This is a genomic window from Halodesulfovibrio spirochaetisodalis (genome assembly GCF_001672295.1).
GTDB lineage: Bacteria > Desulfobacterota > Desulfovibrionia > Desulfovibrionales > Desulfovibrionaceae > Halodesulfovibrio > Halodesulfovibrio spirochaetisodalis.
The window spans coordinates 97,192-115,936 of the sequence record NZ_JXMS01000003.1 but is presented as its reverse complement, the minus strand read 5'-3'; the positions used below and the strand labels follow the sequence as shown (position 1 = coordinate 115,936).

14 protein-coding genes are annotated in these 18,745 nt (G+C 47.7%); 7 read left to right on the top strand and 7 right to left on the bottom strand.

What is annotated here, in order from left to right; translation table 11 throughout:
- The first annotated feature begins 226 nt into the window (after positions 1-226).
- Positions 227-1,456 carry a hypothetical protein gene (locus SP90_RS02795; protein WP_066852336.1) on the top strand — a complete coding sequence of 410 codons (1,230 nt, stop codon included), beginning with the start codon at positions 227-229 and terminating at the stop codon, positions 1,454-1,456.
- A gap of 8 nt (positions 1,457-1,464) precedes the next feature.
- Here SP90_RS02795 and SP90_RS02790 read toward each other — a convergent pair whose 3' ends face one another.
- From SP90_RS02790 to SP90_RS02775, 4 genes are all read right to left on the bottom strand, one after another.
- The gene (locus tag SP90_RS02790) at positions 1,465-2,538 is read right to left on the bottom strand and encodes a DUF6765 family protein (protein WP_066852334.1); all 1,074 of its coding nucleotides are present in this window, start codon (positions 2,536-2,538) and stop codon (positions 1,465-1,467) included.
- Positions 2,539-2,820: 282 nt separating this feature from the next.
- Complete coding sequence (locus SP90_RS02785) at positions 2,821-4,008, bottom strand: pyridoxal phosphate-dependent aminotransferase (RefSeq protein ID WP_066852333.1); 1,188 nt, start codon at positions 4,006-4,008, stop codon at positions 2,821-2,823.
- Between the two features lie 129 nt (positions 4,009-4,137).
- On the bottom strand, positions 4,138-4,368 hold the full coding sequence (locus SP90_RS02780) for a hypothetical protein (RefSeq protein WP_066852330.1): 231 nt from the start codon (positions 4,366-4,368) through the stop codon (positions 4,138-4,140).
- Positions 4,331-5,959 (bottom strand): 3-phosphoshikimate 1-carboxyvinyltransferase, encoded by a 1,629-nt coding sequence (locus SP90_RS02775; protein WP_066852328.1) that lies wholly within the window; start codon positions 5,957-5,959, stop codon positions 4,331-4,333. Before SP90_RS02775 ends, SP90_RS02780 begins: the two co-directional genes overlap by 38 nt.
- Positions 5,960-6,718: 759 nt before the next feature.
- Here SP90_RS02775 and aprB point away from each other — a divergent pair.
- The 6 genes from aprB (at position 6,719) to SP90_RS02745 (ending at position 14,897) form a co-directional block, all read left to right on the top strand.
- Positions 6,719-7,207: an adenylyl-sulfate reductase subunit beta gene (aprB, locus tag SP90_RS02770; protein ID WP_066852326.1), complete on the top strand. Its 489-nt coding sequence runs from the start codon at positions 6,719-6,721 to the stop codon at positions 7,205-7,207.
- Between the two features lie 34 nt (positions 7,208-7,241).
- The gene (aprA, locus tag SP90_RS02765; protein WP_066852324.1) at positions 7,242-9,239 is read left to right on the top strand and encodes an adenylyl-sulfate reductase subunit alpha; all 1,998 of its coding nucleotides are present in this window, start codon (positions 7,242-7,244) and stop codon (positions 9,237-9,239) included.
- 171 nt (positions 9,240-9,410) lie between these two features.
- The gene (locus SP90_RS02760) at positions 9,411-10,649 is read left to right on the top strand and encodes a CoB--CoM heterodisulfide reductase iron-sulfur subunit A family protein (RefSeq protein ID WP_066852322.1); all 1,239 of its coding nucleotides are present in this window, start codon (positions 9,411-9,413) and stop codon (positions 10,647-10,649) included.
- 5 nt (positions 10,650-10,654) lie between these two features.
- On the top strand, positions 10,655-12,892 hold the full coding sequence (locus SP90_RS02755; protein WP_066852320.1) for a hydrogenase iron-sulfur subunit: 2,238 nt from the start codon (positions 10,655-10,657) through the stop codon (positions 12,890-12,892).
- Positions 12,893-12,905: 13 nt separating this feature from the next.
- The gene (qmoC, locus tag SP90_RS02750) at positions 12,906-14,057 is read left to right on the top strand and encodes a quinone-interacting membrane-bound oxidoreductase complex subunit QmoC (protein ID WP_066852318.1); all 1,152 of its coding nucleotides are present in this window, start codon (positions 12,906-12,908) and stop codon (positions 14,055-14,057) included.
- A gap of 93 nt (positions 14,058-14,150) precedes the next feature.
- Positions 14,151-14,897: a hypothetical protein gene (locus SP90_RS02745; RefSeq protein WP_066852316.1), complete on the top strand. Its 747-nt coding sequence runs from the start codon at positions 14,151-14,153 to the stop codon at positions 14,895-14,897.
- Positions 14,898-15,109: 212 nt separating this feature from the next.
- On the opposite strand, the gene SP90_RS02740 is transcribed toward SP90_RS02745, so the two are convergent.
- The 3 genes from SP90_RS02740 to ahbD form a co-directional block, all read right to left on the bottom strand.
- Positions 15,110-16,687 carry a sensor domain-containing diguanylate cyclase gene (locus SP90_RS02740; protein ID WP_066852314.1) on the bottom strand — a complete coding sequence of 526 codons (1,578 nt, stop codon included), beginning with the start codon at positions 16,685-16,687 and terminating at the stop codon, positions 15,110-15,112.
- A 312-nt stretch (positions 16,688-16,999) separates the two neighbouring features.
- Positions 17,000-17,476, bottom strand: coding sequence for a siroheme decarboxylase subunit alpha (gene ahbA, locus SP90_RS02735; protein ID WP_066852312.1), 477 nt, complete (start codon positions 17,474-17,476; stop codon positions 17,000-17,002).
- A 33-nt stretch (positions 17,477-17,509) separates the two neighbouring features.
- Positions 17,510-18,670 carry a heme b synthase gene (gene ahbD / locus SP90_RS02730; RefSeq protein WP_066852455.1) on the bottom strand — a complete coding sequence of 387 codons (1,161 nt, stop codon included), beginning with the start codon at positions 18,668-18,670 and terminating at the stop codon, positions 17,510-17,512.
- Between the last annotated feature and the right edge of the window lie 75 nt (positions 18,671-18,745).

The window sequence follows — 18,745 nt, the reverse complement described above, 5'->3', positions numbered from 1 at the left end:
AAGTATGCATTTTACAAACTCCCAGCAGCAGGGAGGATTATAAAAGGTAGCCAACGGCGCTGGTGTGTTCTGGCCGCAGTGGGTGAACACTGGTGGTGCGCATACTGGCATTGGTTGGTTAGCCATATTAAACATGTTATAATATCAAACGGATACAATGTAGAATACTGTTAGATTTGGACTCAAACTTATATTGTTAACGACCGTAAGGATTAGAGTCAGAATTATGCATTCAATTCTCACCTCATCAGCTGCTCCCTTGCTTTTGCTGCAAAAGCCTGTGGCCGGAGAAGAACGCCATATCACGTTGCATGGTGGCGAAAGGATTTATGCCACCTTTCCCGCTTCGGATGTACAGGTTGCGCATAGTGGTTCAGACATCGTGTTAGAAGTCAGTGGAGAAAAAATTGTTCTTGAAGGAGCTGCAGCTTCTATAGATTCAGGAACTCCGCTGGCGATGATGCTGCAGGGTGCGTATGTAGTAATAGCATCTGAGGCCATTCAGCAGCTTTCGCCTGAGGAATATATTTCCGCCACCAGTCGTGTCTTTGAAGTCGACGGGCTGAATTCTGCTTACTTGTCTGATGCCGCTTTGCATTCTGCCCCGCCAGATCCATTTGGAGAGTTTGCAGAACAAGTTGTCAATGTAGCTCATTCCACTGGGTTGATGCAGCGTAGTTCTGGCGGTATTGAAGAAAGTCATTCATTATATCCAATGCTTGGATATAGAGACAATATTGAGTTTGGTGAAATTATTCATGAATGGGAGCCTGCGCCTGACTTTGATTCGTTTAAATATAACAATCACGCTTCTGAATATCGGGAAGTGGTTGAAGCTCCTTCGTCACCACATAAATCTGATCCGTTGTCAGAGTTGTTGAGCGGTGAGCGCCTTGACTCGCTTGATGAGGAGATGATTCATTTTTATGATGGTGAACCTATTAACATAGGTACGCCAGTTGTGATTGATCCTGTGGCTCCGTTGCCGCTCCCTGCCCCGCATGAGCGTGGGGACGGTAACACGCAAATCGTATTTGACCCGCAGGGAGGAGACTCTCCTCTGGTGCAAGGTGGCGGTAGTTTTGGGCCGCTTGCATTTGCTGAAAATAAAATTGGCGGCGGTGATACTCTGCCCGTGGTGAAGATAGACTTTGCTTCTATGGATGAAGCTACTCTTAAACTAGATGAATATCTGGACGGCACCCAGTTGCGTGTCGCCAGCTTTGAATTGGGTCGAGATGCCATTACGCTGGATTCAGTTCTAGAAGTGGAGCGAGTGGAGACTCTGAGGGACAATAGCCCTGTAGAGAGCCGGAGCGCTGAAGGGGATTTCGAGCTTGGTTTTGCTCTTCGTGCTGAAGATGATGCTGCCATTTCCATTGTGTTTGAAGGTATGACCATGAACGAATATATGGAATATATCGCTTCAGGTACAAGGGAAGCGGGCATCACTTGATGTTTGCATTACAGCACACTGATATCGAAAGCAGGGAGCAGCTCCCGTAACACATATGTTCTGTGGATGTCGGCTGCCTGATAAAATTTAAAGATATCCATTTCAGTAATAAGCGCGCAATCCGGACAGCTTGCCAGTTCCTCGCACCGGTCTTTCCACATCTGTCCCATATACGGCGGGATTTCTTCCTGCCGGCCCTCCAGAAATGCCCCCTGAGCCATAGCAAATTGCCAGAAGCCTGACCGCTGATGTTTATTGCCCGGACTGGCAAAGATTATAGCCAGTGAATCCTGAATGATATCAAATGGCACAGGGTGGGCGTCTGTAAGGTCAGGACGTTGTTTCGCAAATGCTGTGAACAGGGCGTACAGCGTTTCTGCTGCTTCCATGAAGTCGTCTGGATTGTATCGACGTACAGTTTTTGCTGGTTCGTCTTCTGTTTTGTACGACCACGCCAGATAGGGAATATCTGGGTATGAGGCAGCAGCCCCGTGTCCAAGTGTCCCTACCAGTTTTTCTTCAGAAAGTATGCGAATGTTAGGTCGGGTGCACTGGAAGCGCTCAAAGAAGCGTGCCTGTTCTTCTGCCAGTGCAGGTTGCTCGCTCACTGGCTCCTGAATGCAGACCGTGCCGGAGGCAATATTGTTTTTACGGGAACTGGCGCCGGAGAAGTTGTAGTGAGCAAAGGTGTCGGCAAGCACATGCGCAGTAATTCCCATGAGCATGGGAGCAAAAGTCTTGTGAGAAAGCCTGAGGTGGTTTTCTGTCATTTCTGCTGCTGTCGGACTGTTTTTCTTGCAGATAAGGCGTTCCGTGAATGTGTCACCCGAGGCTCCGGGTAAAAAGTGGAATGGAATCCAGATGGAGCGCTGTGCGCTGGAGGAAATGTTCTCTGCATGCTGAAAATGGTGCCCTGTAGGAGTAATCGTCATTTGCCCACCGTCAGCAAAGCGTATGGAAGAAGCCGTCGTGTTGTCGTCAACAAACTGGGAAGCAGTGGCAATAAGCTCGGCAGTGTCCTGATCAAGTCCTGCAACTCGAGCCAAGGTATAGGTTCCGTAATAATGCATATCAATTTGCATCGGCTGCTCCTTGCTTCATTCAATGAGGTGTTAGTTGACTTATATCGCTGGGGAAAACATAGGCTTATTGATTTGGAAGTTCAGTTATTTAATGGATTTTTTTTGAGTACTGAAAGGAATTAGAATTCAACAGGGAATAATAATATTGCCAGAAACCCCGCCTTGTTCTGTTATCAAAAAAGCCAAAGTCTGAAAAAACTTTGGCTTTTTGTATGTTGTGTACAGTGCAAATTAATTTCAATTCGTACTGTGGGATAGTTCCCGTTGTAGCAGCGTATATCGTTAGAAACCGGAAATGGCCCGTTTGAATCCATCCGCAGAACGCTGAATAACTTCTTCATCAACGCAGAATGTAAGGCGGAAGTAGCCCGGGCCGCCAAAACCGGAGCCAGGTACTGCCAGAATCTTTTCTTCCATGAGACGGCTGCAGAATGCGACATCATCTCCACCCGGTGCTTTCGGGAAGAAGTAGAATGCGCCTTTAGGCAGGTGGAAGTCGTAACCGGCATCAGAAAGTACTTTTGCCATAGCGTCACGACGACGTTCGTAGATTGCCGGGTCTACCTGTGCTTCAAGCGCTGCTTTGAGCATGTGCTGTCCCACAACAGGCGGGTTGACGAAACCGAGAATGCGGTTTGTCAGCATGAGGCCGTTAATAAGCTGCTGTCTCTCTTCCATGCGTGGGGTAACCGCGATGTATCCGACCCGTTCACCTGCCATGGAAAGGTTCTTGGAGAAGGAGGACATTACAATAGCGTAGTCGTACAGTGGAAGAATGCTTGGAACGTCCACACCGTCAAAAGCAAGGAAGCGGTATGGCTCATCAGAGATGAGGTATACAGGGCGGTTGTTCGCTTTGGTGTGTTTTTCTAATACCGCAACAAGCGCTGTGAGCTCTTCTTTTGTGTACACGGCACCGGTCGGGTTGTTCGGTGAGTTGATGATGAGAGCGCGTGTTTTCGGGGTGATGGCTGCGTCAATGGCATCAATATCAAGTGCAAAGGTATCCGGCTCGGACATCACGGTGCGGAATACAGCCTGATGGTTGGAAGCATAGAAGCCGTATTCAACAAAGAACGGAGCTACAGCCAGAACTTCATCACCCGGTTCCATAACAGCACGGAAAAAGGCATTCATGGCGCCTGCGGCACCGCAGGTGAGAATGGCATCGTCCGCTGAAATTTCAACGTCTTGTTCTTTCTTGACTAAATCAGCAATAATCTGGCGGGCCCATGGGAAGCCGCCATTTGGCATATAGCCGAATGTAAACGGAGCCGCAGCGTCTTTAGCGAGATTGCCAAGAATTTCACCTACCATCGCAGGGGCAGGTACGTCAGGGTTGCCAAGGCTGAAGTCGCACACAGCATCTGCGCCGTATTGTTTTTTCAGGGCAATGCCGGATTCAAACATTTTTCTGATCCATGAGGATTTATCGATGAATCCAGAAATCTGAGAAGAAAGAAGTTGCATGAGATACCTCGTATAAAATGCGTCGAAATTTACTAAATTGTTATTCGAATTTGATAGGCAATCTTGCAGCAACTGTCCAGATGAGGAAATATAAAAAAACGCCGTACTGTGTAAGTACGGCGTTTAATTCTAAAATGGCTCAGCTTCCATGCGAAGTCTGTTCCGTCTGTTCACTGCAAACTGTCTGTTGACCTCTGCAATGTTTTTTTGCTGACGGTTCTCGTGAATTTCGCTTGCATGAAAGACGCCTTTTGCAGGGTCTTCAGAAGCAACGAGTTCACGAAACGCGTCCTCAATGGCTTTGAGTTCGCTGTCGTATTGCTTAATCAGCGCTTCTACCTCTGGAATTGTCGTCGGCAAAGACTCTGCGTCTTTTTGGCTTGTCTCCACTCTGTTCCTCTCTTGGCTTACGAACCATAGTAGGTTCCGGAAGTGTGTTGTAGAACATCCAGAATGTAGGCATCAGATCGGTAATGCTGCCTGGGTTGGCAAGCTGGAGCGGGCGGTTGATAAACGCAAGCTGTCCAAGTGCCATGGTCCAGAAAGCATCAGGGCTTGTCCACACTGTTGCGTGCGGAATGTCCGCATTTGGATGCACTTTATTATCATCAAGCAGCATGTTGGCCTGTGCTGCAAAGCTTTCGATAACTTCAATGGAAGTACCGGCAGGAGCAGCAGGGAGTTCAACAGGTTCCTTGGTGGCAGCAGCTTTAATACAGGTAAGTGCCATGGCAAGCGGGAAGTAGCTTGCTGGCAGACCCTGCATGTCAACCTGGTCAGTGGAGTGACCGCGTTCCGGTTTGGCGGCAGTAATGCTGTCCGGTCTTACTGCAACAGTGAGGCCGACGGATTTGAGCAGTGCAATGACAGAGTCGGCTTCAGAAGTTTCAGCCGGCCATGTGCCTCGCAGGGTAACTTTACCGCCGGTGAAGGCAGGGTACGCAAGAAGGCTCGCACAGATTGTAGGGTCCATGGTGATTGCAGGATATACAGGAAAGTCCGGCTCATCAGCAAGGATTGTGCAGGTAGTACCTTCAACAGTGTACTCAATACCTGCGGATTCAAAGATCGGCGTCACAATGCCGAGCGCGTTAGCAGCAGCGTCGTTCTGGGAAAGATCGATTGCTACGTTTGTGCCCCAGGTTGTTGCGGCAACGAGTGTAGCAATAACGGCTTCTTCGGAAAGGGTGTCTGGAATAGCAACAGTTTCCGGAATAAGGCCGGAGCACTCAAGACGTACCGGAAGGCCATTTGATCGTGGAACAACGTGTGCAATACGGGCACCGAGTTGTGTGAGGAAGTTACGGAATGCTGAAATGTCAGCATCCTTAAGTGCAGAGCCTCCGGTAAGCTTCATTGTGCCGTGTTTTGCAGCAGCCTGAAGTGCAAGGAGGTATACGTTAAATTCGCTATTACCTGCAAAGATAACCTTGTCCGCAAAATCAAGCGCTTTTGCTTCCTTGCAGAAAAGGTCGTTGCCTTTCCAGCTGAGGCGTGCGCCAGCCTGATTGAATGCTTTAACAATATCTGAAACCGGATGCGCGGTAGAGATGCCTGTCAGGTTGCACTCAACACCGTTTGCTGCAGCAAGTGCAATCCAGATCTGGGTTGGAGCCAGTGCTGCAGGGCCTGCGATATCAACATTAACAGGCTGTGTGTTTGGTGCGAGGCCGAAACCTGTGTGGTCTTCCGCGTCATCACGTGAGATAAATTCAATATCCTGAATCAGAGTAAACATCTGGTGAGCAAGGCGAGGATCTCTGCTGAACTTACAGGCAGACTCTTCCCAGGCCAGACGGATACGCTTTTCATTAGAAATAGAATCAGTACCCGCACCTTCTTTTTTACGGCGGCGGGTTTTCTTAAGAAGCTTTGATCGGCGAGCCAGCAGTTTCAAGAGCTCAAGATCAAGTTCGGAAATTTCTTCAACAAGGGTCATATTTTTTTTCATTGGAATGTAGCCTTACTTTGTGGGTGTGGCGTTCCCCTAGCCTGAAACTGCTAGAGTCGCAAGTGGAAATACGGCTTTCTTGTAAAAAGTCTTGCTTGAAAAACTGTATCATAAAAATAGGAACAGGGCGTTTTATAGAACCAACCGGAAAGATAGCCCTGTTTATGGCGTGTTGCTGCTGGCTCTGTTTTGTACAGGGTATGGCGGCGCTGCCGGCAATGTGCTTTTTTTCACAATAGCAATATAACGCTACTAAAATGTATTTGTTGTGAATGAGTGAACAAGCAATGAGATGGGCTCCAAACAGTATTTTGTGCTATAACTTTGTGTTATTAAACAATAAATTTTAATTTGCGACGTTTTGTGCTACGGAGCAAGTGAAAAAAAGCATAAAGTTCCTTGTGAATTGCTTGCAACATCCTGCCAATAATTGTAAATGTCTTATGTCCATTCGGATATTTCCAGTAGGGCAAGATTTTTAGTTCTTGAAAAAGTGATAGTGAAAACAGGGTTTTGAGAAAAAACGAAAGGTCTTTGTGAAAAAAATGCACAAGATGCTTGACCTTCTCTGGAAAGCTTTGTTAGAACTTTCACAAGCGATACGGAAAGCGCCCGCATCGCTGTCTCCCTCTGATTCGGTGGAGCCTAGATGAGGCGGGAACAGTTTCCTGCTTTATCGACTCCATCGAGTGGTGGACCCCATCGTGGGAAAAAAGCTTTTTAGGTAAACCCCTTAATCGTTGTGTTGGAGGATTAGGTATGCCGACATATGTAGACCCGTCCAAGTGTGATGGCTGCAAAGGTGGCGAGAAAACCGCTTGCATGTACATCTGCCCCAACGACCTCATGATTCTCGATGCAGATGAAATGAAGGCCTTCAACCAGGAGCCAGAAGCATGCTGGGAATGCTACTCCTGTGTTAAAATTTGTCCTCAGGGCGCAATTACAGCACGTCCATATGCTGACTTTGCACCTTTAGGTGGCACTTGTATCCCAATGCGTTCCGCTGATTCTATCATGTGGACCGTTAAATTCCGTAACGGTAATGTTAAACGCTTCAAATTCCCAATCCGTACTACCCCAGAAGGCTCCATCAAGCCGTTCGAAGGTAAGCCGGAACCAACCGATCTCGATAACGAACTGCTCTTTACTGAAGCAGAGCTCGTTGCTCCGATCGAAGCTATGGGTCAGAAGTTCGAAGTTGCAGAAGCTGACATCACAATGGTCAAAAAGGCCTCTGCGGTTTAATTTTTACGGAATTTATTCCTAAGGAGATATTATCATGCCGATGATTCCCGTTAAGGAACAGCCACGAGGCGTTGCGATTGCTGAACCTGCAATCGTAGAACATGATGTAGACATCCTCATGGTTGGCGGTGGTATGGGTAACTGTGGTGCAGCATTTGAAGCCGTTCGCTGGGCTGAAAAATACGCACCTGAGCTGAAAATTCTGCTCGTTGATAAAGCTGCTCTTGAACGTTCCGGTGCTGTTGCACAGGGTCTTTCTGCGATTAACACCTACCTTGGTGATAACACTGCAGATGACTACGTTCGTATGGTTCGTACTGACCTCATGGGTCTCGTACGTGAAGACCTTATCTTTGACCTTGGTCGTCACGTTGATGACTCTGTTCACCTCTTTGAAGAGTGGGGCCTTCCTTGCTGGATCAAAGATGAGAACGATAAGAACCTCGACGGTGCTGCTGCTAAAGCTGCTGGCAAGTCCCTCCGCAATGGTGACGCTCCAGTTCGCTCCGGTCGCTGGCAGATGATGATCAACGGTGAAGCATACAAATGTATCGTTGCTGAAGCTGCTAAAAACGCACTCGGTGAAGAGCGTATTCAGGAACGTATCTTTATTGTTAAGCTTCTTCTTGATGCTAACGTAGAAAACCGCGTTGCTGGTGCTGTTGGCTTCAACCTTCGTGATAACGAAGTTCACGTTTACCGTTCCAATGCTATGGTTGTAGCATGTGGTGGTGCAGTTAACGTGTACAAGCCTCGTTCCACAGGTGAAGGTATGGGTCGTGCATGGTACCCAGTATGGAACGCAGGTTCCACTTACACCATGTGTGCTCAGGTTGGCGCAGAAATGACCATGATGGAAAACCGCTTCGTACCAGCTCGTTTTAAAGATGGTTACGGTCCGGTTGGTGCATGGTTCCTTCTCTTCAAAGCTAAAGCAACTAACTTCCGTGGCGAAGACTACTGCGTAACTAACCGCGCAATGCTCAAGCCATACGAAGATCGCGGCTACGCTAAAGGTCACATTATCCCGACCTGTCTGCGTAACCACATGATGCTCCGTGAAATGCGTGAAGGTCGTGGTCCAATTTACATGGATACCAAGACTGCACTTCAGACCACATTCGAAACTCTTACTCCTGCTGAACAGAAGCACCTTGAGTCTGAAGCATGGGAAGATTTCCTCGACATGTGTGTTGGTCAGGCTAACCTCTGGGCTGCAATGAACATTCAGCCTGAAGAAACTGGCTCTGAAATCATGCCAACAGAACCTTACCTCCTCGGCTCCCACTCCGGTTGTTGTGGTATCTGGACTTCCGGTCCAGACGAAGAGTGGGTTCCTGAAGACTACAAAGTACGTGCTGCAAACGGTAAGGTATACAACCGTATGACTTCCGTTATGGGCCTCTGGACTTGTGCTGACGGTGTTGGTGCATCTGGTCACAAGTTCTCCTCCGGTTCTCACGCAGAAGGCCGTATTTGTGGTAAGCAGATGGTTCGCTGGTGCATCGATCACAAAGACTACAAGCCTGCAATTGCCGAAGACTCCAAAGATCTTGCTAAGCTGATCTACCGTCCATTCGACAACTACATGGCTGGTAAAGACGTATCTACCGACCCTGTTGTTAACCCAGAGTACATCTCTCCTAAGAACTTCATGATGCGCCTGGTTAAAGCAACTGACGAATACGGTGGCGGTTGTAGCACATACTACACCACTTCTGAAGCAGCATTGGCGACTGGTTTCCACCTCCTCGACATGCTCGAAGAAGACTCCCTCAAACTGGCTGCTCGTGACCTTCACGAACTCCTCCGTTGTTGGGAAAACTACCATCGTCTCTGGACTGTACGTCTCCACATGCAGCACATCGCATTCCGTACTGAAACCCGTTACCCTGGTTTCTACTACCGTGCAGACTTCATGGGTCTTGACGACGAAAAATGGAAGTGCTTCGTTAACTCCAAATACGATCCGAAGACTGGTGAAACCACCATCTTCAAGAAGCCTTACTACCAGATCATTCCAACAGCTTAATCTGTAGAGCTTCTTACTGAACGTCCGGGGCGGTTGCGGGACACCGCAATCGCCCCTTTTTCTTCCCTTATCAACTCGGTCTAAGCTGAGACAGTAAGTGCTCTCAACTTATTGTCTGTGCTTAGGCCGTTTTGACTATAGGCCCGAAACAATTGTAGGGAGGATTGCTAAATGTCGAACTCCATACTCGTCGTCGGAGGCGGATTCAGCGGCCTTACTGCCGCACTTGAAGCTGCTGAACTCGGCTACGAAGTGTACATCGTTGAGAAATCACCGTTTCTCGGCGGCAGAGTGGCACAGCTGAATAAATATTTTCCAAAGCTCTGCCCTCCATCCTGTGGATTGGAGATTCAGTACCAGCGTATTAAAAAGAATCCGAATGTTAAGTTCTTAACAATGGCTACTGTGGATTCTGTTGAAGGCGAAGCTGGAAACTTTACTGTTAAAGTTTCTATTGCCCCGCGCTGTACTGCTCCAAGCAGTGCTGACCTTGGTGAACTTGCTGCTTCTCTTGAAAGTGAAGTTGCAGATGAGTTCAACCTTGGACTTGCAACCCGTAAACCACTTTACATGGACACGCCTTTTGCGTTCCCGAACCGTTTTGTTCTGGAACCGAAAAAGTTGAGCAGTGCCGACGCAATTAAAGTTGGTGCTTCTGATGCGTGTGATTTGAATGAAGCTGCAAAAGAAATTGAACTTTCTGTTGGCAGCATTGTTCTCGCTACCGGTTGGAAACCATATGATGTTACCAACCTGTCCAACCTTGGCGCAGGCCAGATTACCAACTGTATTTCCAACATGCAGATGGAACGCCTCGCATCTCCTAACGGTCCTACAGATGGCGGAATTACTCGTCCGTCTGACGGAAAAGCACCTGAGAAAATTGCTTTCGTACAGTGTGCAGGTTCCCGTGACCAGAATCATCTTGGTTTCTGTTCTTACATCTGTTGCATGGCTTCTCTTAAGCAGGCTCTGTATGTGCGTGAACAGTACCCAGACGCTGACGTTACCATTTACTACATCGATATGCGTACTCCTGGTCGTTATGACAAGTTCATGCGCAAAGCTATCGCTGATGAGAAGCTGCATCTCGTGAAAGGTAAGGTAGCTGGCGTAGAAGAAGATGCTGCAACAGGTGATGTGATTGTTGAAGTAGAAGATGCTGTAAAAGGCCATAAAGCCAAAATCCGTCATGACATGGTAGTGCTTGCAACCGGTATGCAGCCGAGCCTTGCAGGTGATACTAATCCGTTCGGGGTAGAGCTTGACGAAGAAGGCTTTGTTGTTGACGGCGAAGCTAAAGGTATCTTCTCTGCTGGTTGTGCTCAAAAGCCTCTGGATGTTATGCGCTCTGCTCAGTCTGGTACCAGCGCAGCTCTTAAAGCAATCCAGACGGTTCGCGGGAGGTAGGTAGAATGGCCGAAAAAATTGGCGTATATTTTGACCAGTCCGCACTCGGCATTATTGATGCTGATGAGCTGAGCACTGGCGTATCTAACAAGTTTGGCGATGCCTGCCCTGTAGTAAAAGTTTTTCCTGTGCTTGCGGCTTCAAGCGCACGCGAGGAAATCAAAAAAGACATTGCTGAACAAGGGCTGGACGGAATCGCGATTTGTGGTTCTTCCCCTCGTGTTGACTGGGATATCTACGAGTTTGAAAACGTTATTGTAGAGCGTATTAACCTGCGCGAACAATGTGCAATGGCGTACAAGAACCCGGATGGGACTGTTCCAGCTGCAGGCGGAACTGCTCCTGAGCTTCTCATGGCCATGGCGAAAGACTACGTGACCATGGGTATTATCAAGCTGCAGAAAACAGCTGTTCCAGAACCGCCTGAGTTTGAGTCTGTAAAGACCATTCTCGTTCTTGGTGGTGGTTGGGCAGGTCTTACTGCTGCAAAGCAGGCAGCTGACTACGGCTACGATGTAATTCTTGTGGAAAAAGATGCGCAGCTTGGTGGTAAAGCACTGAACATGCTCAAAACTGTTCCTCTTGAGTTCCCGTACGAAGAAGCTCACGACCTCGGTCTTGAAGCAAAAATTGAAGAAGTAACAGCGAACGAAAAAATTAAGGTTGTCCTTAATGCAACAGTAGAAAAACTCGCTGGTACTCCTGGTCAGTACACTGCGCAGGTTGCAGGTCAGGAATACAGTGTAGGCGCAGCTGTTCTTGCTGCCGGCTGGAAACCAATGGATAACGAGCTGCTCGCTCCATTCGGATACGGCAGCATTCCAAACGTTGTTACTTCTGCTGAATATGAAAAGCTTGCTAAAGAAGGCAAGCTGGATGCAAAGCGCGTCGCTTTTATCATCAATACCGATACAGTAACCGGTGGTGATATTTACGCAGCACCTGAAGAAGTGGAAGCTGAAGAAGCTGCTTCTGAAGAGGAAGAAGGCTACGTACATGAGGATTTAGAATCCGTACGTCACCTTGCATACTCCAGCTACGTGAACTCCATGGTTGCTTTGAAACAGGCGAACTACCTGTGTGATGCTCATGAAGATGGCCGTGCATACGTACTGTATGACTCCATGGTTGTTCCTGGCATCCATGAGCGCTACTACAAAACAGCGCAGGATCGTCTCGGTATCATGATGTCCAAAGCAGAGATCAAAGGCATTACAGAAGAAGACGGCTCTCTCGTAGTTTCTGCAGGCAACACTCTTATGGGTGATGATGTTGAAATTCCGGTAGATATGGTTGTTCTTCCTACAGGTATTGTTCCTGCAACTGCTAAAGATCCGGTAATGAACTTTGACTACCGTCAGGGTCCTGCATTCCCAGATCTTGATCTCTTCGACGGATACGCAGATTCCAACTACATTTGCTTCCCGTATGAAACCCGTCGTACCGGTGTGTACGCAGCAGGTTGTGTACGTCAGCCAATGATGATGGATGCAGCAGAAGAAGATGCAATCGGCGCAACCATGAAAGCAATTCAATGTATTGAATCTGCAAACCGTGGTGTATCCGTTCATCCTCGTTCCGGTGACTTAAGCTACCCTGTATTCAACTTTGTTCGTTGTACACAGTGTAAGCGTTGTACAGAAGAGTGTCCGTTCGGCGCTCTGGACGATGATGAAAAAGGCACTCCGCTTCCAAACTTCAGCCGCTGTCGCCGCTGTGGTACTTGTATGGGTGCTTGTCCGGAACGTGTTATCTCCTTTGATAACTACAACATTGACCAGATCGGTTCTATGATCCGTGAAATCGATGTACCGGATGATATGGAAGAAGGCGGCCCGCGCGTTCTGATTCTTGCCTGTGAAAACGATGCATACCCTGCACTTGATATGGCTGCTATCCGTGGTAAAGCATGGAGCCCGTATGTACGTATCATTCCGGTACGTTGTCTTGGCTCTGTTAACGCCATCTGGGTTGCTGATGCAATGTCCAAAGGTATCGACGGCGTTATGCTGCTCGGTTGTAAATACGGTGACGATTACCAGTGCCACTTTGTAAAAGGTTCTGAGATTTGTAACCGCCGTAAAGACAACATTGCTGAAACTCTGGAACGCCTTGGTGTAGAGCCTGACCGCGTAGAGCAGTATGAAGTTGCTATTGACGAGTACGATAAAGTACCTGGCATGATTGACAGCTTCATGGACATGGTCTTCGAGAAAGGTCCTAACCCATTCAAGGGCTACTAGGAGGAGATGGAAAATGGCTCATAGAATCGAACCTGATCTTCAGTTTGTGAAAGAGTTGCAAGCTGTAGGTGGGGACTCGCTGAAAAAGTGCTACCAGTGCGCCACATGCAGCGTAGCCTGCCCCATCTCTCCAGCAAGCAACCCTTACCCTCGTAAGGAGATGGTATGGGCGTCTTGGGGGCTTAAAGACAAGCTCCTGAATAACCCTGACATCTGGCTGTGCCACAACTGCGGAACCTGTTCCGACTTATGTCCGCGTGGTGCAAAACCGGGCGATCTTCTTGCAGCTCTGCGTAACATGGCATACCAGCGCATCAACCCGATGCCGTTTATCGGTAAGTGGCTTTCCAGCCCTAAGTACCTGATTAACCTTATTGCCATTCCTGCAATCCTTTGGGCCGTTGTTTGGTTCATCCGTGCAGGGCAGATCGGTTCCTTCTTCCCAGAAGGCGAGATCGTTTACGGTAAGCTTTTCCCTGGTGATTTCACCATTGACCCTATTTTTATGATCACTTTCTTCGGAATGGTGGCCATATTCTTCAAGGGAGCTAAAAATCTTCTGGCTACCTTTAAGCCGGAAGGCGAAGTGCTTGTACTTGGAAAGCAAAAATCCATGTTCCGGTGCTTTATTGATGTCCTTGTTGAAGAAGTTGCAACACATAAGAAGTTCAAAGACTGCGGCGATGACAAGTCCGACCGTAAAACTGGTCACCTGCTTGTATTCTACGCATTCCTTGCACTGATGGTCGTTACCGGATTGATTGCTGGTTTCCACTGGGGTGGAAAAGTAATCCCGATGCTTGACGTGCTGCATACACCGCTTAACCTGCTTAACCCTGTTAAGATTCTGGCTAACCTTGGTGCTATTGCTCTGATCGTTGGTATGGCTATCCTTACCAATACCCGTCGCGGTAAAGATCCAGAAAAAAGCAAGTCAAACTACTATGACTGGTATCTGTTGAATGTTATCTGGGCAGTCGCTCTGACCGGCGTATTCTCCGAGCTCTTCCGCTTGGCCGATATCCCCCAGATTGCGTACTCCGTGTACTACGTGCACTTGGTAACTGTTTGGATGCTCTTCGCGTACCTGCCTTGGTCTAAGCTTGGGCACATTGTGTACCGTACCATCGCGCTTACCTATGTACGTCACATGGGACGCCAATAAGAAACGACTATGTGCCTGCCAAGGCGGGCACACTTCTTAAACAAGAAAAGACAATTACGAAAACAAATCTTTCCTTGATAATAGGAGGCCCCAATGTCTGATGAAGCTCGTAGAGTTTTCAAGATGGAAACAATCCTCGGTCTCATCGCCGGTAAAGGCGGTACCGATGTTTCTGATTTGCTTTGCTACCTCACCCAGCGCGAACTCTCCGCTGATGAAGAAGGTGTAGTAGCACCTATGTCCAAAGGCTGGCTTTACAGCATGGAACCTCGTTTCATGCAGTGTTGCTACGAAGAAGGCGAACCATTTGATGCATGGACTAAAAAACAGGCATCCAAGCTGGGCAGCAATGTATCCATTGAGCCAATCCCGGCTACTGATATGGCAAGCATTTCTATCGTTCTCGATAAGTTAGCAGATGCAAAAGCAACTGTTGCTGAGCAGGCTTCTGCAATCGAAGGCCTTCAGGCTAACGTTGCTGAGTTTGAGCCGTTTAAAGCTCAGGCTGCTGATCTCGAGAAAAAAGTTGAAGATCTTTCCGGTAAGCTTGATGCTGCTCAGACTGATCTTGCAAAAGCCAAGAAAGAACTCAAAACTTTCGAAGGTAAAGTTGCAATCAACGAAACAGAAGTTGAATCTTCTGTTAAAGATATCGTTTCCCGTGCTGTTAAAGATGCTCTTGCATCTCTTCCAGCAGGCGCAGCTGTTGCAGCTGCTGCCGACGGTGCTGAAGCTGCACCGGCTGCTGAGGAAGCACCTGCTGAAGACGCTGGCAGCTCCGTACCGGATGATTTCGGTTTTGGTGCTTCCGGTAGTGACGACAGTGGATTTGGTTTCTAAGCACAGCTCAGCTTTATTCCATCCAGTTAGAAAGCCCGACTGCTTTGAGTCGGGCTTTTTTTTTATGAAAGAGCTGGAAGTGGTGGGCACAATCAGCAGGTATGTCCTGTAGAGTTTCAATAGGCAGGGAAAAGCGCGTTGCAGCTATTTTCTTTGCGCAAAGTAGAAAAAGACGTGCCAGGCAGAATATAAACCGTTCGCTTACTGTATGGTTACCTGTTTGCCAGCAATTCCAGTTGCTCGTTAATTTTACTGGTCTTATTGCTTCGCTTCATATCATACATTGAAGCATCAGCTGCTTTCAGTAACTCTGTAATAGTCGTTCCGTCTTCAGGAAACTGGCTGCTCCCTGCGCTGGCAGAAACCATATGAGTTGTTCCGTTAAGTATAATCGGCTCTTCAACAGCTTTGAGCAATCCTTCAGTCATTGTTGTACGTTTGTCTTCTGTGACATTACTGAGAACGACAATAAACTCGTCACCACCAAGGCGTGCTGCAAAATCTGTGGAACGGCATCTGTGTGCAAGGCGCTTCGCAATAATTCCCAGCACCTTGTCCCCTGTGTAATGACCATGGAGATCATTAATCGGCTTAAATTTGTTTAAATCCAGAAAAACAACGGTAAACGGAACAGGCGGTTTTGCTTTGAGAAGACCATTGAGATGTTTTTCCAGCGCATTGCGGTTATTGATTCCAGTCATCGAGTCGATGGTAGCGCAGCGCGTGAGTTCCATTTCAGATTTTTTCTGGAGGGTGATATCCGAGACAATGGTTTCCAGAGATTCAAGCTCACCGTCTTCATCAAATTTGCCGCTGGAGCTTATCTTCATCCATCCGAAGGTGCCGTCACGGCGCACAAACTCAAAGTCATATCCTACTGCAACCCTGTTTTCGAGCACGATATTCATGTACTCGCTGCGTTGTTCAGGATAACGCCATATTTGCTTGATAAATTGAACTTCCTGCAAGAATTGCTGCGGACAGTTATAGCCGCAAATGGTTGCCATGGCAGGATTTACTTCGGTGACCCGACCGTCGGCGAGTACAGTGGTAATGCCTTCAGCAGCATTCCAGAAAAGATTTTTGTATCGCTTGGTCGTATCCCGCAAATCCTGTTCAACTTTCTTGCGGTGCGTAATATCTGTAGCAATACCGACTTCCCCGTAACTATCCCCGTTCTTTTTCTTAAGAGAGCGGCGGTGTACTTCAAAATGCCGTAGTTTGCCGTCTACGCTTGTGGCAAATTCAGATTGCCAATGGGTACTGCCTTGAGGAGTAAAGTGGGGCTGTTCGGCAAGGGCGTACTGTTCTGGAAAAACAAGAAAAGAATACGCATCGGAAGTTGTATCAGGTTCATCGGGAAACGTTCTTTTGAAAGCATTGTTCGTGAAAGGACATTGGTGGCTCGTGTCACGTACAAAAACAGGGACGGGGAGCGCGTTAAGGATGTTTTGCAAAAATAGATACTGATCCTCTATTTCTTGATACAAATCCAGATGCGTCGTGATATCAATCACCATTGCTTCTACATTGTCATTCGCATCTTTTTCTGCAGTAATGAGGACTTTAATTAACTCATTATTAATGCAGCATATAGCCGGATAATTTTCTACTTTTCCATACGTTCTAAGAGCTTCTATAAAATTGTTTTTAGACTCGTTCGACAAAAAAGAATCATACGTAAGGTCATCACAAATTTTATTTTCACTGATTGTAATTCCAAGCAGGTCTGCAGCAGCGCGGTTTATATAGTAAATTATACCTGTATTCAGATTAAACCTAACTGCCACAAGCGATCCGGAACCATATAATTTAGAACGAAATTTAGGAGTGAATCTACATCTATTATTGAAGATAGATAACTTACTGCATAAGAAACGATATAAACAGTCAGGTTTTTCTAGTATAAATAAAGAATAGGCAAAAAGTATTACTACACAGGTGTAGAAAAGTAGTAATACTACAGTGATATATGGCGTATAGGCGTCGGGCATAGATTTGATGTCTACTATCCGGTGCCGGATAAGTAAATGGCGCAGCAACTGTTTTCCACAGTTACTGCGCCATTTATAATGCAAAAATAATCTGAATGTCTGCCGTTGCTATTTGTCTGTCAGATTAAAATCAACTTTGATTTTGTACAGTGCTGTTGCAGGCAGATTCAGAATCTCAATTCCGGTTTTTTCTGTGATGCCGTTGAGTGTGTCTACAACAGCGTCCCAGTTTGGACCGATAAAGGTAAACCAGATGTTGAATTCATGATCTCGCAAGTAGTTATGCGTTACACCGGGGTGTGAATTAACTTCTGCAATGAACTCGTCAAGCTTGTCTTCTGAAACTTTGGCAGCGCAGAGAGTAGAGCGCCAGCCCAGTCCTTTAGAGTTGAAGTTGGCGCCGAGGCGTCTGATTATTTTACGTTCCTTTAATGAACGCACTGTTGCCAGAGCCTCTGCTTCCGTAAGACCAACCTGTTCGCCGATAACCTCGTATGGACGCGGCGCGATCGGGAAACCGGATTGAATAATTGTCAGAACTTTACGGTCAATGCTGCTGAGGGCAGCGTCCAGTTGCTTATCCATTTCAACCTCGATGGTGTCGGTTACAGGCCAGTGTTATTTTTGACGACGCGGAGTATAGCTGCACAGCGGCTCTTCAGCCATGTGTGAACCTTTCATGGAGTATCCGCGTGCACGGCAGCCACCGCAAACATTGTGGTACTCACAAACACCGCATTTTCCGTCATATTCTTCTTTTGTGCGGAACTGGCGGAAATGTTCAGATTTGCGCCAGATTTCAGGAAACGGAGTTTGCTTAATCTGCCCACAGTCCAGTTCAAGGTAGCCGCAAGGCTGAACCTGACCTGTGTGGGAAATAAAGCAGAAGCCTGTTCCGCCAAGACAGCCACGGGTATGTGCGTCCATGCCGAAGTTTTCGGCTGTCACAGGGATGCCTTCTTCTTTAGCACGCTGACGCATAATGCGGTAGTAGTGCGGAGCACAGGTAGCTTTTAAATGCATATCAGTGGTCTTGCGGAAGTCGTAGAACCAGTTGAGTACTTCTTCATATTCTTCTGCGGTAATAACTTCTGCACCCATTTGTGCTGCACGTCCTGTAGGAACAAGCAGGAAAATATGCCACGCAACAGCGCCGATTTCTTCGCACAGATTGAATATTTGCTTGAAGTACGGAAGGTTTTGACGGGTTACAGTTGTATTGACCTGAAACTCGATACCTGCTTCTTTCAAGTATTCAATGCCCCGCATGGACATATCAAATGCCCCTTCCACACCGCGGAAGTCATCGTGAAATTCAGCGCTTGGGCCGTCAATGGAAATAGAGCAGCGCTGAACGCCTGCTTCTTTCATTTTGCGCGCGGTTTCAGGGGTAATAAGTGTTCCGTTAGGAGACATGACGCAGCGCAGGCCTTTTTCAGTGGCGTAGGCAATAAGCTCGTACACGTCAGAGCGCATCATTGGGTCACCACCGGTGAAGATGATAATCGGATTGCCCACGCTAGGGAATGTGTCGATCAGTGCTTTCGCTTCAGCAGTATCCAGCTCGCCCGGATATGGCTCTTCGTGTGCTTCTGCACGGCAGTGTTTGCAGGCAAGGTTACAGGAGCGGGTTACTTCCCATGCAATAAGTTTGCAGGAAGGGGAACCGTCTTCCAGTGTTCGAGCCATGGAGCCGGAAAGACCGTTTGCATGCGGGTGCCCCGCAGGCATTTTTCCGTGCGGGTGGCCTGCTGGCATTCCCGGGTGACCTTTAGGCATTTCTGGATGCCCTGCAGGCTTTTCGGGACGGTTCTGCGGAGGCAGTCCGGTGTCGAGAATTGCTTCTTTGTGGGC

What these genes read in the sequence shown, in the direction of transcription:
- SP90_RS02795 (WP_066852336.1), top strand. Translation starts at nt 227, where the DNA reads ATGCATTCAATTCTCACCTCATCAGCTGCTCCCTTGCTTTTGCTGCAA.
- SP90_RS02790 (WP_066852334.1), bottom strand. Translation starts at nt 2,538, where the DNA reads ATGCAAATTGATATGCATTATTACGGAACCTATACCTTGGCTCGAGTT.
- SP90_RS02785 (WP_066852333.1), bottom strand. Translation starts at nt 4,008, where the DNA reads ATGCAACTTCTTTCTTCTCAGATTTCTGGATTCATCGATAAATCCTCA.
- SP90_RS02775 (WP_066852328.1), bottom strand. Translation starts at nt 5,959, where the DNA reads ATGAAAAAAAATATGACCCTTGTTGAAGAAATTTCCGAACTTGATCTT.
- aprB (WP_066852326.1), top strand. Translation starts at nt 6,719, where the DNA reads ATGCCGACATATGTAGACCCGTCCAAGTGTGATGGCTGCAAAGGTGGC.
- aprA (WP_066852324.1), top strand. Translation starts at nt 7,242, where the DNA reads ATGCCGATGATTCCCGTTAAGGAACAGCCACGAGGCGTTGCGATTGCT.
- SP90_RS02760 (WP_066852322.1), top strand. Translation starts at nt 9,411, where the DNA reads ATGTCGAACTCCATACTCGTCGTCGGAGGCGGATTCAGCGGCCTTACT.
- SP90_RS02755 (WP_066852320.1), top strand. Translation starts at nt 10,655, where the DNA reads ATGGCCGAAAAAATTGGCGTATATTTTGACCAGTCCGCACTCGGCATT.
- qmoC (WP_066852318.1), top strand. Translation starts at nt 12,906, where the DNA reads ATGGCTCATAGAATCGAACCTGATCTTCAGTTTGTGAAAGAGTTGCAA.
- SP90_RS02745 (WP_066852316.1), top strand. Translation starts at nt 14,151, where the DNA reads ATGTCTGATGAAGCTCGTAGAGTTTTCAAGATGGAAACAATCCTCGGT.
- ahbA (WP_066852312.1), bottom strand. Translation starts at nt 17,476, where the DNA reads ATGGATAAGCAACTGGACGCTGCCCTCAGCAGCATTGACCGTAAAGTT.
- ahbD (WP_066852455.1), bottom strand. Translation starts at nt 18,670, where the DNA reads ATGCCTAAAGGTCACCCGGGAATGCCAGCAGGCCACCCGCACGGAAAA.